Annotated in this window: 11 protein-coding genes and 3 pseudogenes; 8 read left to right on the top strand and 6 right to left on the bottom strand. The window is 63.4% G+C overall.

The genetic code is table 11. From position 1 onward, the window contains the following. Nucleotides 1-37: 37 nt before the first annotated feature. Entirely contained in the window at nucleotides 38-2,089 is a 2,052-nt protein-coding gene (locus QI450_RS06445) for a PIG-L family deacetylase (RefSeq protein ID WP_226776166.1), read from the top strand. Nucleotides 2,090-2,965: 876 nt separating this feature from the next. Here QI450_RS06445 and QI450_RS06440 read toward each other — a convergent pair. Next, nucleotides 2,966-3,340 carry a hypothetical protein gene (locus QI450_RS06440; RefSeq protein ID WP_226776165.1) on the bottom strand — a complete coding sequence of 125 codons (375 nt, stop codon included), beginning with the start codon at nucleotides 3,338-3,340 and terminating at the stop codon, nucleotides 2,966-2,968. A 303-nt stretch (nucleotides 3,341-3,643) separates the two neighbouring features. Between QI450_RS06440 and QI450_RS06435 the strand changes: the two genes are divergently transcribed. From QI450_RS06435 to QI450_RS06420, 5 genes and pseudogenes are all read left to right on the top strand, one after another. Continuing rightward, the gene (locus QI450_RS06435) at nucleotides 3,644-3,922 is read left to right on the top strand and encodes a DDE-type integrase/transposase/recombinase (RefSeq protein WP_226776169.1); all 279 of its coding nucleotides are present in this window, start codon (nucleotides 3,644-3,646) and stop codon (nucleotides 3,920-3,922) included. Between the two features lie 261 nt (nucleotides 3,923-4,183). Next, nucleotides 4,184-4,504: pseudogene (locus QI450_RS18100) on the top strand (hypothetical protein); the annotation flags it as partial. After that, a complete protein-coding gene (locus QI450_RS06430) occupies nucleotides 4,426-4,662 on the top strand; it encodes an ATP-binding protein (RefSeq protein ID WP_348994534.1) in 237 nt (78 codons plus the stop codon). The pseudogene QI450_RS18100 and the gene QI450_RS06430, both read left to right, overlap by 79 nt. Nucleotides 4,663-6,282: 1,620 nt before the next feature. After that, nucleotides 6,283-6,840 carry a DUF5067 domain-containing protein gene (locus QI450_RS06425; RefSeq protein ID WP_226776164.1) on the top strand — a complete coding sequence of 186 codons (558 nt, stop codon included), beginning with the start codon at nucleotides 6,283-6,285 and terminating at the stop codon, nucleotides 6,838-6,840. A 122-nt stretch (nucleotides 6,841-6,962) separates the two neighbouring features. Further along, complete coding sequence (locus tag QI450_RS06420) at nucleotides 6,963-7,967, top strand: hypothetical protein (RefSeq protein ID WP_226776163.1); 1,005 nt, start codon at nucleotides 6,963-6,965, stop codon at nucleotides 7,965-7,967. Nucleotides 7,968-8,232: 265 nt separating this feature from the next. Here the strand turns inward: QI450_RS06420 and QI450_RS06415 are convergent. Beyond that, nucleotides 8,233-8,637 (bottom strand): annotated as a pseudogene (locus tag QI450_RS06415) (dihydrofolate reductase family protein); the annotation flags it as partial. Nucleotides 8,638-9,528: 891 nt separating this feature from the next. On the opposite strand from QI450_RS06415, the pseudogene QI450_RS06410 reads away from it, so the two are divergent. Further along, a pseudogene (locus QI450_RS06410) lies at nucleotides 9,529-10,014 on the top strand (DNA polymerase IV); the annotation flags it as partial. Nucleotides 10,015-10,079: 65 nt separating this feature from the next. On the opposite strand, the gene QI450_RS06405 reads toward QI450_RS06410, so the two are convergent. The 4 genes from QI450_RS06405 to QI450_RS06390 all read right to left on the bottom strand — a co-directional run bounded on the left by QI450_RS06405 (nucleotide 10,080) and on the right by QI450_RS06390 (nucleotide 12,812). Further along, entirely contained in the window at nucleotides 10,080-10,304 is a 225-nt protein-coding gene (locus tag QI450_RS06405) for a hypothetical protein (RefSeq protein WP_226776162.1), read from the bottom strand. A 401-nt stretch (nucleotides 10,305-10,705) separates the two neighbouring features. Beyond that, complete coding sequence (locus QI450_RS06400) at nucleotides 10,706-11,902, bottom strand: FAD/NAD(P)-binding oxidoreductase (protein ID WP_226776161.1); 1,197 nt, start codon at nucleotides 11,900-11,902, stop codon at nucleotides 10,706-10,708. A gap of 344 nt (nucleotides 11,903-12,246) precedes the next feature. Further along, nucleotides 12,247-12,471, bottom strand: coding sequence for a DUF2892 domain-containing protein (locus QI450_RS06395; protein ID WP_226776160.1), 225 nt, complete (start codon nucleotides 12,469-12,471; stop codon nucleotides 12,247-12,249). Nucleotides 12,472-12,554: 83 nt separating this feature from the next. After that, the gene (locus tag QI450_RS06390) at nucleotides 12,555-12,812 is read right to left on the bottom strand and encodes a metal-sensitive transcriptional regulator (RefSeq protein WP_226776159.1); all 258 of its coding nucleotides are present in this window, start codon (nucleotides 12,810-12,812) and stop codon (nucleotides 12,555-12,557) included. A gap of 191 nt (nucleotides 12,813-13,003) precedes the next feature. Here QI450_RS06390 and QI450_RS06385 point away from each other — a divergent pair, with 191 nt between their 5' ends. After that, nucleotides 13,004-14,410, top strand: coding sequence for an MBL fold metallo-hydrolase (locus QI450_RS06385; protein ID WP_226776158.1), 1,407 nt, complete (start codon nucleotides 13,004-13,006; stop codon nucleotides 14,408-14,410). Nucleotides 14,411-14,555 lie beyond the last annotated feature (145 nt).

The following is a 14,555-nucleotide window of genomic DNA, read 5'->3' as shown; positions in this document are numbered from 1 at the left end:
GACAAGTCTTCGCACCGCAGCGCCCCTCGGTAAGTGCATGATGTCGCGCATCGGGGTCGAGGCAGTTTCCGGACGCGAGGATGGCTCGCGTGTCCTGGACGCGGCGGACGCCCGGGAGCCCCTGCGTGACGTGAGGCGGTCTCGCGATGCCGCCAGGGATGTCGCCGCCCAGTACAACCTGCTTGCGTTCCGCGCAGCACGCAGGCACATACGCCCTGTCCGGACCGCTACCGCTGCAGGACTTCGGGCGCTACGCGGCCCTGTGCCCACAGTCCTGGCGAGTTCTCTGAGCTTCGTTGCCCATGAGGACGACGACCTGCTGTTCCAGAACCCTGATATCAGCGACTGGATCGCCTCCGGGCTGCCGCACTGCACCGCGTTCCTTACCGCTGGCGAGTTCGATGGGCTGGCGAACCGCACGAGGGAGGAATACGCGGCAGACCGCCAGAACGGTGAACGAGCCGCCTATGCGCTCATGGCCGGAGTCCCGGACCACTGGGACCGGTCCAGCATGGACGTCGATGGCCGTCCGATTGAGATCGACACGCTCACCGATGCGCCCGGCCTGGTCCAGCTGGTCTTCCTGTGCCTTCCCGACGGAGGAGACGCCAATCATCTGGACGCCTTGGGGAAGTTGTTCCGCGGGGAGTCCGCTTCACAACCAACGATCGTGCCCACGGGGGGACCGGTCGCCAACAGCCTGACGTATACTCGGGCGGAACTCATCAGTACTCTGACGTCCCTCATGGAGATTTTCCAGCCCACCATCATCCGGGCGCAGGATCCGTGCCCGGACCCGCGGGCCGCCGACGATCACCGGGACCACATAGCAACGGCACAGTTCGTGGCCGAGGCGGTGGCCGACTACCACGGCCCGGACAGTTGCCAGCACGCGGCGCTGGTCAACTACCGCTGCTACAGTATCGCCGGTTCGCAGCCCAACCTGACCGGGCAGCGATCCGCAGAGAAGGCCTCCATCTTCGCAACATACGCGGCATCGGACCCGCAAGCCCATGACCTCGGCTGGACCTCGTCGAGGTACTACCGGTGGCCCTCCGGAAGCGTGTGGGCGGCCCGCGACGGGCTGGGCACGCCTCGCGCGTTCGCCGTCCTGGACAGTCAGGTCATGGCGTGGCACCAGGACCCGATCAGTTGTCTGTGGGAAGGGCCCAAAGAACTTGGGGGTGGTCCCGTCGCTCCGCACCTGGCAGTGGGGCACAATGCCGACGGCCGGCTTGAGGTGTTTGCATTCCGGATCGACACCGGAGACATCACCACGGCGTTCCAGACCGGACCCGACCTCGCATTCTCCGACTGGGTCAACTTGGGCAGCCCCGACGGCACCGGATCGGCGGCCACAGGCACCCCCACCGTCGCCAGCAACCGGGACGGCAGGATGCAGGTTTTCGCGCGCAATCCCAGTGGCGGAATGAGCACCATTGCCCAAAATGGGCCCAACCTCAACTTTTCCGACTGGCAGGACGTCGACGGCGGAACGGACCTGATCAACGAGCCCGCCGCGGCCGTTGTGACAGCCGACGGCCGCATCGAGTTATTTGCCAGCAACGGCGACGGCGTGGAGCACTGGTTCCAGCCCGTCGCGAACGGGCCGCTGGAGCATGACCCGGCGTTTCCCTCGAGGGCCGCCGCGGGGGCCCCGCAGGCAGCAAAGGGGCGTGACTCCCTGTTGCGGGTGTTCTACAGAAATCCACAGGACGGCCACGTGCTGGCGTCGCTCCAGGCCGCCGTGAATGGCGGCTGGGATCCCATCGTGTCGGACCTGGGCGGTCCGGCGGGGCAGGGGCAGACCACGGTGCTGACGAGGCCGGCACCGGACGGCCGCCTGGTTCTGGCCACCCGCGCAGATCCGAGCACGGAGTACTTCGACCTGCAGGAAGATGACGGCACCTTTGCCGGACTCTGGACCGAGCTGCCCTGCTCCCTGATGGGTGTACCCGCAGTCGTGCTTCAGGCCAACAACGTGTTGGCGATGCTGGGCATTGGGACGGACGGCTTCCTCTACGTCAACCAGCAAACCATGGACGGTCCGCCCTTCGATTTCCAGGGCTGGATCCGCGCGGGAGCTTAGCCTTGATCCACCGAAGATGATCGAGGCACCGACGGCGGTCTAAACCGGGAATGAACGTTCTTAAAGGAAAAGGGAAACCAGATCCGCGGCCGCCTCGCAGCAGCCCGCAGCGAAGGCACCCACCCCAGCGCAGCCGTCACCACGGGCAACGGTGCCGTGAACGCCAGAGAGTCCCGCACGATGGCAACAGCAGCAGGTGTCAATGGCCAGTAGGGACTGAACGAGGTAAGAACGGCCCGAGCCTATAAGTAACGGCGCAACCGCGACCTAGATGATCGAGCTATTTCGGATATCGTATATGTCCTGATGGGTGGGGCCCCGGAAGAAGCATTCTTCGAATTCAGCCACTTCGTGAGCATCATTGCGTGACCAACGGAGATGAGCGCCACGAGTGCAACTTTTGAGGGTAAAGCCCACCGGGGTTGTTGTGTGGTTCCCACCTTGCACGGCGCGTACGCTTCCGGGCACCGGCGGCCTGGGTAACCGCGCCTGGCAACGCACCGTTCGTCGCGGGCTACGTGGGACACTTCTGGGTGCCGCCCCAAAGTGTTACGTGCAGGCCCCTTCACCGGACTATCCATCGAACGGTCTTGCGGGACGTCGTCTGGCAGCCCACCTCTACTTCAAAGATCAGAACCTCGGACCTCGATGGGGACCCGCTAGCCCACGGATCAATCGAAGTCTGTGGTTGCGGGCGTTACCGGAGCATCTGCCTCTCCACGCGTCCCTTCTGCCCGGGACCCGGGCGAAAGCAGCAGTGGAGCGATCATATCGTTTTGCGCGGCAGATCTGGTCCACCATACCCGGGCGTGATCGAGATCTCCGCCCTCCCTAGCATGCAGACCGAGCATGTTCATGCTGTCCGTGTTGCCAGCATCAGCGGAGGCCGCGACGGCGCGAAGCGCGTTCATCGACGGCGTCGGCGGCGTCTTGAGGGAACAGCAGCAGGCAGTCAGCGGCAATGGTACTGCCTGCTTTGACAGCTTTCAGGAGCAATTGCCGGGCTAGCGGAACGGCTCCGCCTGCGAGATATAGCTCGGCGATGCTCATGAGCACTTCGGGGTTGCCCGAGGCTGCTGCACGCTTGCGGTGGTCAAGTCGAGCCTGCAGATCCCCGTCCGTGCAATACTCTCCCAAAAGGAGCTCCGCAAAGGGAGCGACATCCTCATCGCCGCTGTCGATGGCAATCTGGTAGGCGTTCCGGGCACCGGCCGGATCATCCTGCCCCTCAAGCAGCAGCCCCAGGTTCACGGCTGCCGATCTGCAAGGCGCTGCAGATCGCCCCGAGCACGTACTACGCCCGCCGTTCCCGGCCGGAGTCCGCCAGAGCAGTCAGCGACCGGGAACTGAGGGGAAAGATCGAGCGCGTCCACGCTCAGAACTACGATGTCTACGGAGTCCGGAAGATCCACAAGGAGCTGCACCGGCAGGACATCCCAGCGGCGCGCTGCACCGCCGAGCGGCTGATGCGCCAGAAGGGCCTGCGCGGGATCTCGCGGTCCAAGGGGCCCGCGCACCACGAAGCCGGCACCGGAGACCGGCAGGCCCGCGGACCTGGTCGAACGCCGGTTCCAAGCGACAGCGCCGAACCGGCTGTGGGTCGCAGACATCACGTATGTCCGCACGTTCGCCGGCCGGGTCTACGCGGCGTTCGTCATCGACGTCTTCTCCCACAGAGTCGTCGGCTGGCAGGTGGCCATCAGCCTCTACACCGATCTGGCACTGGACGCTTTGGAAATGGGTATCTGGGCCCGGACCCGGGACGGCGCCGAACTTACCGGCCTGATACTTCCCTCGGATTATGCCGAGGATGTTAACGCCAACCGAAAATAGGGCCAGAAATGCCAACTGAAAACAAGGCCACCGACCATTATGGAAGGTGATCAATTTGGATGATTGGGCGGAGATACGCCATCTGTCTTCAGCGGGTAAGCACTCGAAGCGTGAGATCGGCAGGAGCGTGGGGGGTCCCGCGGAACGGTGGAGCGGGCGCTGGAGTCGGCCCGGGCGCCGAAGTACCGGCGGGCGGCAGGAGTGTCGAGTTTTGATGCGTTTGCCTCCAGGGTGCGGGAGCTGTTAGTGAAGACGCCGACGATGCCGGCTGCGACGCTCGCGGAGCGGGTGGGTTGGTCTGGTTCCGCGTCGCTGTTCAGGGCGAAGGTCGCCGCGATCCGGGCGGAATACGGGACTTCCGCTCATAGATCAAGTACTACGCCCGGGGCCCTGCGCCCACCCCGAATGAGCGATGGGTTGCGTCGTCTCGGAGACCCGGCCCGGGACGCCGGCTGGTCCCATGAGGAGTACCTGGCAGCTGTCCTCTCCCGTGAAGTCTCCGAATGCGAAGCCTCCGAATGCGAAGCCTCCGGAGCGGCGACTCGGATCAAGGCCGCGAGGTTCCCCGCGCACAAGGACCTCGAGGAGTTCAACTTCGACCACCAGCCCTCCGCGGACCGGAAGCTTATCGCCTACCTGGGCACCGGGTGTTCCTCTTCGAGGCCAAAAACGTGGTCCTTCTCGGACCTCACGGCACCGGCAAAACCCACCTCGCCGTCTGGGGCGGTTTCTTGGGCTAAACGGTAGGTTCAACACCACGGCGGGACTCCTGATCTGATATGCCCGAGTATCCACGAACGACCGCCCCGATCGCACAGGTGATCGATCAAGATCCGGTCTGGGTCGTCGCCGCGCTGCCTGCCCAGCATGCGTTAACGACGGAGGAGGCAGAGATCATCGGGGGTGCTGGCTTTGGATTCGGGGGCCGGCTCCCACCCCCAAAACGGCGAGGACAGCGACGCCGGATACCCAGAAGCCGGATGCGGCGATGACGGGGACAATGATGGCTCCGGTGGCGGGTGAACTGGTGGGAGGACCATGGCAGCAGGGTCCACCGGTTCCTGCAACTCGCCCCGAGGCTGGCCCGCCTGCTGCCTGGCCAGGCTCAGCGAGCTCATGATCAGCTCCTGATCGGTTGCCTTGTCATGCTGTTCCCCCCGCAGTCCTGCATGAACTGGTGTCAGAGCGGAAGACCCGGACCGGCCGCAAACCCAAGGTCGATCTAAAGAATAATCAGCAAATCATGTCGTACGCGGCCCTGGCCACCATGAAGTAGTGAACGCGAAAACCCAACGGAAGGACGAACGAGGATGAACACCCCGAAGAGACCCCGCAGGGCGGTACCCGGTCCGCCGTAGTCAGCCGGTCCCCCCCACAACCGAATAGGACGTTTCCGGGAACCCACACACCCGGAACATCAGATCAGAGGCAAGAGTGTGGACACTGTCCACACGAAAAAACACCAAAAAAGCCTCTGACCTGAGGAAACACTGTGCCCGAGGTGGGACTCGAACCGGGTTCCAGCAGTTGCAAACACTGGGCTCCCGCCCAAACATACGGAATCCGGCCCAGTCCGGCACCGGTACGACCAGGTCCGAAGCCCAGGGTGTGCACATTGTGCACACCCTCTCTTTTGCCCTGCGGCGACCATCCGGAGACGCCAGAAATGGCTGAGATATTGGGCCTCTGACCGGCGCCCAGCTCGCCAGGAGATCCTGGTGCCGATTTCGTCCGGACGTGATACTCGAACACAAATTTCGGACCCACATGCATCTCCTCTCCTCTTTCCATTCGCCGGTGATCTTTCTCGCAGTTTCATCGCTTGTCCGGCGGCGGAGGACATGACCGACTTGTGAGGGCCCAGGACCCAGCCAACAATTTCAGCGCCTCGAGCTTGTGAAAAAACGTGGACGAGCCGGCACCGACTCCTGCCGAGTCGCCCACGGCCTCACCCGGGCAACCACCGGACCGTCGTCGTCGTGGTCAGACCTGGCGCGGTCGGCCGCCGACGCCCCTGCGATCACAGATGTTCCTTGAGTCTCTCCCACGCCGACTGACGAGTGATGCCCAGAGCCGCCCCCGATGTGGGCCCAGGCGACTTTCGTTCACGGACGACACGGACCCAGAGACTAAGCTGCTCTTCGACTTTGAGACGTATCCGGGAAATTCCGGGCAGGTGCTGCAGGGCTAGACCCACGGCGAGCGGGTCGTTGTCCATCCACACCGTCCCTTTCGGCCGATTCATGCACTCGCCACGACCGCGCCGATCCTTAGGAATCACGCTCAAGTGCTGACTTTCGGATAGAATTCAGGGTTGTCACTAGCTGCTTGCGATGCAAGCTTGGGGGAAGAAGTATTAAATGAAGAAGTCCTTTGTCGTGCTCGCATGCACATCGGTTGTTCTAGCGCTCAGCGCATGTTCTGGAACAACGGCGGCGAGCAACCAGTCGGAAAGCACGGTAACACCGAAACCGAGCCAGTCGGCTCCGGCTTCAGCTCCGAAGAGTGAGTCATCCTTCAAGGACGGCGTTCTCACCACTTCGAAATTGAAGATCGCTATCACGGACCACAAGGTCATCCCAGTCGGGGCTGCAGGCAACGAGTACGGGAAGAAACCCGTTATCGCCTTCTGGTACCAGACCACAAATCTGAGCGACAAAGAGGTAAGCCCGATGGACTTCATCTTTGATATCACGGCGTACCAAGACAACAACCCCAACAGGGAAAACAAGCTCAACGTTGGTTCCCTTCCAGATCCGCGCTTCCTTGAAAGTCAAACCGCGAAAATCAAGAATGGCGGAACCGTTGAAAACGCTGTCGCCTATGAGCTTGATGATGTGACCACTCCGGTGGATCTCGTCGCGTCGGAGAACCTCGGCATGGACAAGATCGGCAAGGTCACCTACACGTTGAAGTAAGTCCGGTTCGTCACGGACGACCAACACTGCAATGTATGAAGAGCGCCCCATCCTCCCAGATGAGGCGCTCTTCCATTGTTCCAGTTCCAAGACATGTCGGACGACCTAATTAGGCTGGTTGTATGACCTCTCAACCCCGTGTACTCGACACTGCCTCGGAGTGGCTGCAGTCAGCCCTTTCGGATCCCGACGGCGACGTCGTCCTCACGAGCCCTTACCTCTCCTATGACGTATGCAGGAGCATCGCCGACGCGGCGATCGGATCATCCCGCTCATGGACCCTCTACACAATGCTGGATCCGCTCGCCGTAGCGAGCGCGTTCCTCTCCATCCAGGGAATGGTGCTCATGCTCGACGCGGGAGTCGAGGTTCGCCACGTAGACCGCCTTCACGCTAAGTGCTTCATCTTGGGGAGCCGAGGGATGCTCGGTTCCGCCAACCTCACCGGGGCTGGGCTGGGCAGCTCGGTGAATGCGAACCGCGAGCTTGGTGTCGAGCTGCATACGGATCAACTTGAGGAGGCCCGGAAAATGATCAACGCCTGGCCTTCCCGATCAGTATCGAAGAGCGATCTCGACGACTTGGCAGTGCAAGCCAAGAAGCTACCGAAGCCCGCTCCGGGGGTAAAGAACCAGGACGAAGACTCAGCGCTTCTTGACATCGAACGGCTCCTTGCCGATGCTCGGGAACCGGAGCGATCTCTCTGGGTGAAGGTTGAGGACGGCGCTCCGGTCTTAGACCATTGGCGGCAAGAGTGGAGATTTGCGAACCCTGGTTCAAAGCGGGGAGACAAATGGATCGGAGAACCCTCTATCAAGACCGGCGATCTCGTCTTCATCTGCGCGACAGGGACCAAGGACTGCTACGTCATAGTCGAAGTGACAACAGATCCGGAGCTTCTGCCGGAGGACTACGTCGAATGGGCTGCTTACCGGGAGGGCGAGGACCCGGAGCGATGGCCCTGGGTCAACCGCACTAGGCCACGCCTTGTTCCTTCGAGTCTCATCGATTTCAAGTACGAAGACCTCCGTGGAGGAAAGAAACTACCTCGTGGCAGCCGTTTCCGCCTGAGCCCTGAAGAGTTCGTCGCAGGTGTCCGAGTACTCGCTCAACTGTCGAAGGAGTGACAGCACCGGACAAGGCACGGGGCAAGCGTTCAGGTAACTACCTGGCTGTTTCCAAGACTCGCCATCGTCATGCTCGGTCTCGCGCTATCATTCCGCTAGATCTCCGGGATGCCTGCAAAAATCTTGTCGCGGTGGGGATCCCATTTCGGGCTGATCGTCTGCGGTGAAGAACAAAATCTGGCAGGAACGTCACGATCGCCTCGGAACACACAGCGCCAAAGATCCTTGGAGGCCCGAGCCCGCGCGCTGATTCGACGCCGGGCACTCAGCGCCGAGTCTCGTACGCGGCAGGGACTACGCCGTTGAAAAGCGTCTGGGTCTCCACCAAGCTCAGGTTCACCCTGTTGTCCAGGGCCGTGAAGAACGGCGTGCTGCCGCCGATCAGCACCGGATGGGTGACGATCGCGTACTCGTCGATCAGCACGGCGCGCATGGCCGCCGCGACGGGTGTAGCACCGCCGATGTGCATGGAGGCGGCGTCGTCGGCCCTGAGCTGGGTGATCTCGGTCATCGCGTCGCCGGTGACCAGGCGGGTGTTCCAGTCGACCGTGCTGATCGTCGACGAGAACACCACCTTTGGCATGTCCCGCCAGCGGCGGGCGAACTCGATCTGCGCCCGTGTGGCGCCAGGCTGCTGGTCGGCGATCGGCCAGTGGGGGCTCATGGTCTCCAGGGCGCCTGATCATATTCCATGTCATGCCGTTCCCCTCGCAGTCCTGCATGAACAGGTAGCTGAGCGGAAAATCCGGACTAGCCGCAACCCTGGCCAGATCCAAAGAACAATCAGCAAATCATGTTGTACGCGGCTCTGCCCACCATGAAGTGGTAAACGCGAAAACCCCAAGGGAAGGATGATCGAGGATGAACCCCCAGCAGAGACCCCGCATGGAGGCAACCGGCCGACCGTAGTCCGCCGCTCCCCCACACAACCGAACATGTCTATTCGGGAACCCGCACACCCGGAACATCAGATCAGAGGCTGGAGTGTGCACAATGTGCACACGAGAAAACACTCAAAAGCCCCTGACCTGCGGAAACACTGTGCCCGAGGTGGGACTCGAACCGGGTTCCAGCCCCTGAAAATCCGCCACTCCCCCGAAAACATTGCCAATCCGGCCCGGTCCGACCCCGGTACGGCCCGGTCCCTCACCCAAAGTGTGGACACTGTCCACACCCCCACTTCTCCCCGCCAAGCCTCCCAAAGTGCCGCACCCCGCATTGACAGGGCGCGGCAGCTCTCTGTCTTGAAAAAGTTGAACAAGCCGTAGGACTCCACGAGCGGCAGCAACCTGGTCATGCCCTCGCTTAGTGCGGGCTCTGGGGCAGACACCGCAGGGCTGTCGGTCGCCAGGCTTTTCATAGTCATTTCACCTCCGTTCCTCCCTTTCATGGCCGCAATCGTCGAGAGCTGCATGACCGGCCGCGACTCTCACAACCCCGTTTCCGCGCACTCGCCGGAGTCATGCTCCAATCCGGGAATGATAGCGACGGCACCGACATCGGGCGGCGGTTAGGCGCAAGGAAATGCTTCGCCGTCGCGGGACACCGTTCGCCGCCTCCGCTTGCGGGCAAGCCGATCATTGTCGGCGGCCGAGGCGGTCCCATGGACCGGGCCGTGGTTTCGACCGCAACCTACTAGGCCAGGGCGTTCGGTGTGGGTTCCGGAATGCCCTTACGCATTGCGGCCCGTAGAGTGCCCGACGCTGTGATCGTACCGGCCGATCATGAGGCTTACCTCGCGGCGTCCGAAACAGTGATGGCTACCTTGCGCGCACAGCCCGGCGCCACCGTGCAGGTGCTGGGGTGGGATGAAGCCTTTCCAGGCTTCGAGACAGAGAGCCCGGAAGCCTACGCCCGGCGGTGCAGGCCGCCGTCCTGGAGCGGACGCGTCTGCACTGCAGCGTGGGCATCGGCGACACCCTGATCCGGGCCAAAGCCGCCACCGGTTTCGGCATGCCGGCCGGCGTCTTCCGTCTCAGGGCCGGGAACTGGCTCGACGTCGTGGGCGGCCGGCCCACCAAAGGAACTGTGGGGCGTCGGAACCAAGGCGAAGTGCTTGTCTTCTGAGCCTTCCGGCCATCCTCCGGGGTATCAGGTGACGGTGAGCTGTGCTTACATGCCTGCGGCGTAGTGGCCGGGGAAGTTGCAAACCAGTTCGTAGCGTCCCGGCGGAAGGTCCACACTGACCCAGCCGGCACTCCGGGGCAGGATCCCCTGGCCGGCGCCTTCGGGACAAGTGGACGAGGCCTCGCCCAGGCTACCGGCCTCGTCGATTTTTCCGTCCCCACCGACGGGCCGGGTTCCGGCGATCTGGTTTTCGGGAAGCGGCAGGATCACCAGCTCATGGGCTTAGTACCCTGTGGAATTTCGTAACGACCCGGAGATGCTGTGAAAGCAGGAGCGTCCCGGATGGTTCCCCAGCTTCCAGACCCGGGGCATAGCGCCAGCTAATCCCCTCATGTGGGCACGCAACAGGGAACAAAGTCACCCGCTGAGACGACTCTCTGCGATCCGGCCGGCGCGGCCGCTACCTGAGCCCAGAACGACAGGACCGTGTTTTGGGGGCCGATCATGGTCCGCGCGGTATCGCTCGGTGTTTGGGCTCAGAGATTGGATCCAAGCGCGGCCGGGACATACGGCTCCGCGTGTCCTCGATCCCGGTACCAAGTCACGTGGCCCGGGACGGTGAACTGTCCCGGGCCACGAGTGCTGTCTTCAGGGCTGATGCTTCGGGAGTCTCAGGCGCGGCCCTTGAGGATCAGGTTCCAGTACATAAACGGCAGTCCGTAGCGCTTGAGCAGCCACATGTCGCTGCGCTCCTTGGTGGTGTCGATGAAGGGGATGCTGGGGGCGGGCTGGAGGGTGTAGTCGAACTCGGCCAGCAGCATCTTTCCCCGCGCCGTGGTCAGCGGACATGAAGCGTACCCGCTGTACTGGGCCGCCGTCGGGGATCCGTTCATGGCTGCCAGCAGGTTCTTCACCAGCACCGGGGCCTGTTTGCGGATCGCGGCTCCGGTCTTCGAATTCGGCGTGGACCCGGCGTCGCCCAGGGCAAAAATTTCCGGGTAGCGCTTGTGCCGCATGGTGTGTTTGTCCACGTCCACGTAGCCGGCGGGGTTGGCCGGATCCGCCAGTGGCGTGCGCTTGAGCCAGTCCGGGGCCGACTGCGGCGGCACGACATGGAGCAGATCGTAGTGCAGGGACTCCTTGGAATCTGCCGCGTTGTCCGTGATCACCACTGTGCCGGCGGCGGGGTCCACTTCAGTCACTTCGCTGTTGAAGCGGACCTCGATGCCGTATTTTTCCACCACCCGTTCGAGCTCATCGGCGAAGACCTTGACTCCGAACATGCCGGGAGTCGGCAGAACCATGACCACCCGGATGTCGTCCAGCACCCCCTGCTTACGCCAGTAGTCGGCGGCCAGATAGGCGATTTTCTGCGGGGCACCGGCACACTTAATCGGTCCGGAGGGCTGGGTGAAGACAGCCGTCCCGGACTTCAGGTTCCGGATCATGTCCCAGGTCTTGGGCGCCAGGTCGAACCGGTAATTACTGGACGCCGCCGGGGACTCCATGGCTTCGGCCATGCCGGGGATCTTGTCCCAGTCCAACTGGATTCCGGGACAGACCACCAGATAGTCATAGGTGACGGATCCGCCGGAGGAAAGTGCGACACTTCGGCTCTCAGGATCGATATCCGTCGCGGCGTCCTTGATCCACGCAACTCCCTGGGGCATGACGGATGCCTGCGGACGGACCGTTTCCTCCTGGCTGGCGACGCCTCCGCCGACCAGGGTCCACAGCGGCTGGTAATAGTGCTGCTCGCTTGGTTCGATCAGACCGATATCGGTCCGCCCTGCATTGCGGAGTCGGGCGGCAACACTCAGCCCCGCGTTGCCGCCGCCGATTATCAGGATCTCGTGGTGCATAGACATTGGTAAGGCGCCTCTCTGGGAATCGAGCGTCGCTTCAGCACCGACGCCGGACATATCGGGTTGTGACCGGGCCGCGAAACCTGCGTAGCCTGCAGTGGGAGCGTCTTCGCCTCCGCTGCCGGTCCCACGCCGACTCCGTGTGGTCCGAACCTTGTGATACCTACCACGATATACCCCCCAGGGTATATCGGCGAGCCCGCCGCCGATTCCGGCACCAGATCGGACGTCGCGAGCCCTGCCGATCTGATGGCCCGGGCCTTCACCGCGGGCTTCGACGCGTTCGCCCGGGAGCGCAAAAACGGTCTCCCGCTTCCTTCGTGCGCCGGCGTCTGCTTCCAGCGGCGCTAGTGGCTGGCGCGCTTCGGCCTGCCCCACAGATCGGCGTGGAACAGCGGTGCCAGCAGGCAAAAGTTGAACACTCCAGCCGCGGTCATGACTGCGCCGAGGACAGCCAGCACAATGCCCCACAGGCCGCCGGCGGCGAAAATTCCTACCGCAGCCAGCACCAGACCGGCTGCTATCCGCAAAGTCCTGCCGGACGTGCCGCGCATAAAGGCTACAAATTCCATGGTCCTTCTCCGTTTCTCGGGTACAACTACCGTGCTGGACGCCGCCGGGGTGAGCTGGACATGCGTGGTGGTGACGGCGTGCCTCAGGCGAGGGACAGGAAGAGTTTTTCCAGGTCCTTGGTGTCCATGCTCGAGTCCCCGCGGACAAGGCACTGCTCGAGGCCGCTGGCGATGATCGCGAAGCCGGCCCGGTCCAAAGCCTTCGAGACAGCGGCGAGCTGGGTGACGATGTCCTTGCAGTCCCTGCCTTCCTCCAGCATGCGCGTGACGCCGGCGAGCTGTCCCTGGGCACGCTTGAGCCGGTTGATGATCGGGGTGAGTTTTGTCGAATCAAGTTCCATGACGGACTCCAAAGGTGGTGGGTACTTTTGCTAATTCTATACCCCGGAGGGTATAACGGCTAGCAGCGGTCTCCGGGATCCCGCCGCGACCGGACCATTTGCAAGATACCCCCTGGGGTATTACCGTTGTAGTTAGAGGAACGGAGAATCCCTGACGGAAACTCCCCCACCGCCCAACGAAGGAGAGCCCCATGCTTATTGAGCGCATTTACGACGAAGACCTCGCACAGGCCAGCTATTTCATCGGCTGCCAGGCCAAGGGCGAAGCACTCGTCGTTGACCCCCGCCGCGACATCGAGGTCTACCGCAAGCTCGCCGCAGCGAACGGGATGAAGATCGTGGCCGTCACCGAAACCCACATCCACGCCGACTTCCTTTCCGGGACCCGTGAACTGGCCGCCGCGACCGGCGCCACCGCCTATGTCTCCGGCGAGGGTGGAGCGGACTGGCAGTACCGCTTTGAGGCCGAGCGCCTCAACGACAACGATGTAATCAACCTGGGCAACATCACGGTCAAGGCCCTGCACACCCCCGGGCACACCCCGGAGCACCTGTCCTTCCTGATCACCGACGGCGCGTTCGCCGACGCCCCCGGCTACCTGCTCTCCGGCGACTTTGTGTTCTCCGGGGACCTGGGCCGGCCTGACCTGCTGGACGAGGCTGCCGGCGGGGTGGACACGCGCTTCGGCGGCGCCAAGCAGCTCTTCGCCAGCCTGCGCGATAAGTTCCTGACACTTCCGGACCATGTTCAGGTCCACCCGGGCCATGGCGCGGGCAGTGCCTGCGGTAAGGCCCTGGGCGCGATTCCGTCCTCCACGGTCGGCTACGAGCGGCTCTATGCCTGGTGGGGCCCGTACCTGGCGGCCAACGACGAGGAAGGCTTCGTCGCCGAGCTCCTCGACGGCCAGCCCGACGCCCACGCGTACTTTGGCCGGATGAAGCGCGAAAACCGTGAAGGCCCGGCCGTCATGGGCGAACGCGCACCCCTTGAGGAACTTGCCACCGCCGACGTCGTGGCCGGCCTCGCCGAGAACACCGTGACCTTCGTCGACACCCGCTCCAACACCGAAGTCCACGAAGGGACCGTCGCCGGCTCCCTCAACATCCCCGCCGGCAAGTCCACGGCCAGCTTCGGCGCCTGGGTGGTCAACCCCGAAACCGACAAGAACCCGCTGGTGCTCCTGGCCCCGAACCAGGCCTCCGCACAGGAGATGTGGGACCACCTGGTCCGCGTCGGCATCGACAAGATCGCCGGGTACGTCACCAGCATCGCGGGCCTGCCGGCCAGCACCCCGAAGCTCATCTCCGCCGAGGAGCTCGCCGGCTTCGACGCCGCGATGGTCCTGGACGTCCGCAACCGCACCGAGCACGCAGCCGGACACATCCCCGGCTCCCACCAGCTCAGCGGCGGACGGGTGATGTGGAACCTGAACGAGCTCCCCACCGAAGGCACGATCGTCAGCTACTGCCAGAGCGGGGTCCGGAACTCCGTCGCGGCCAGCGCGCTGCGCCGGGCCGGCTACGACGTCGTCGAACTCGACGGCAGCTACGCCGCCTGGGAAGCCCGGCAGCCGCTGGGGTCCCTCGCCAGCAACTGATCCAGGCACCATCTGAAGTGATTGATTGACATGCGTTGGCGGCGGTCCGGGACACCGGGCCGCCGCCAACGCATGTCCCAAAATAGGTGGAGTAAACAAATGACGCCCGGTAGCGCCCCATCACCGCAGGACCGCGGAGCCCGCG

The sequence above is a fragment of the Arthrobacter sp. EM1 genome (assembly GCF_029964055.1).
Lineage (GTDB): Bacteria > Actinomycetota > Actinomycetes > Actinomycetales > Micrococcaceae > Arthrobacter.
Note: the sequence above shows the minus strand (reverse complement) of the source record. Positions and strands in the feature narration are given on the sequence as shown.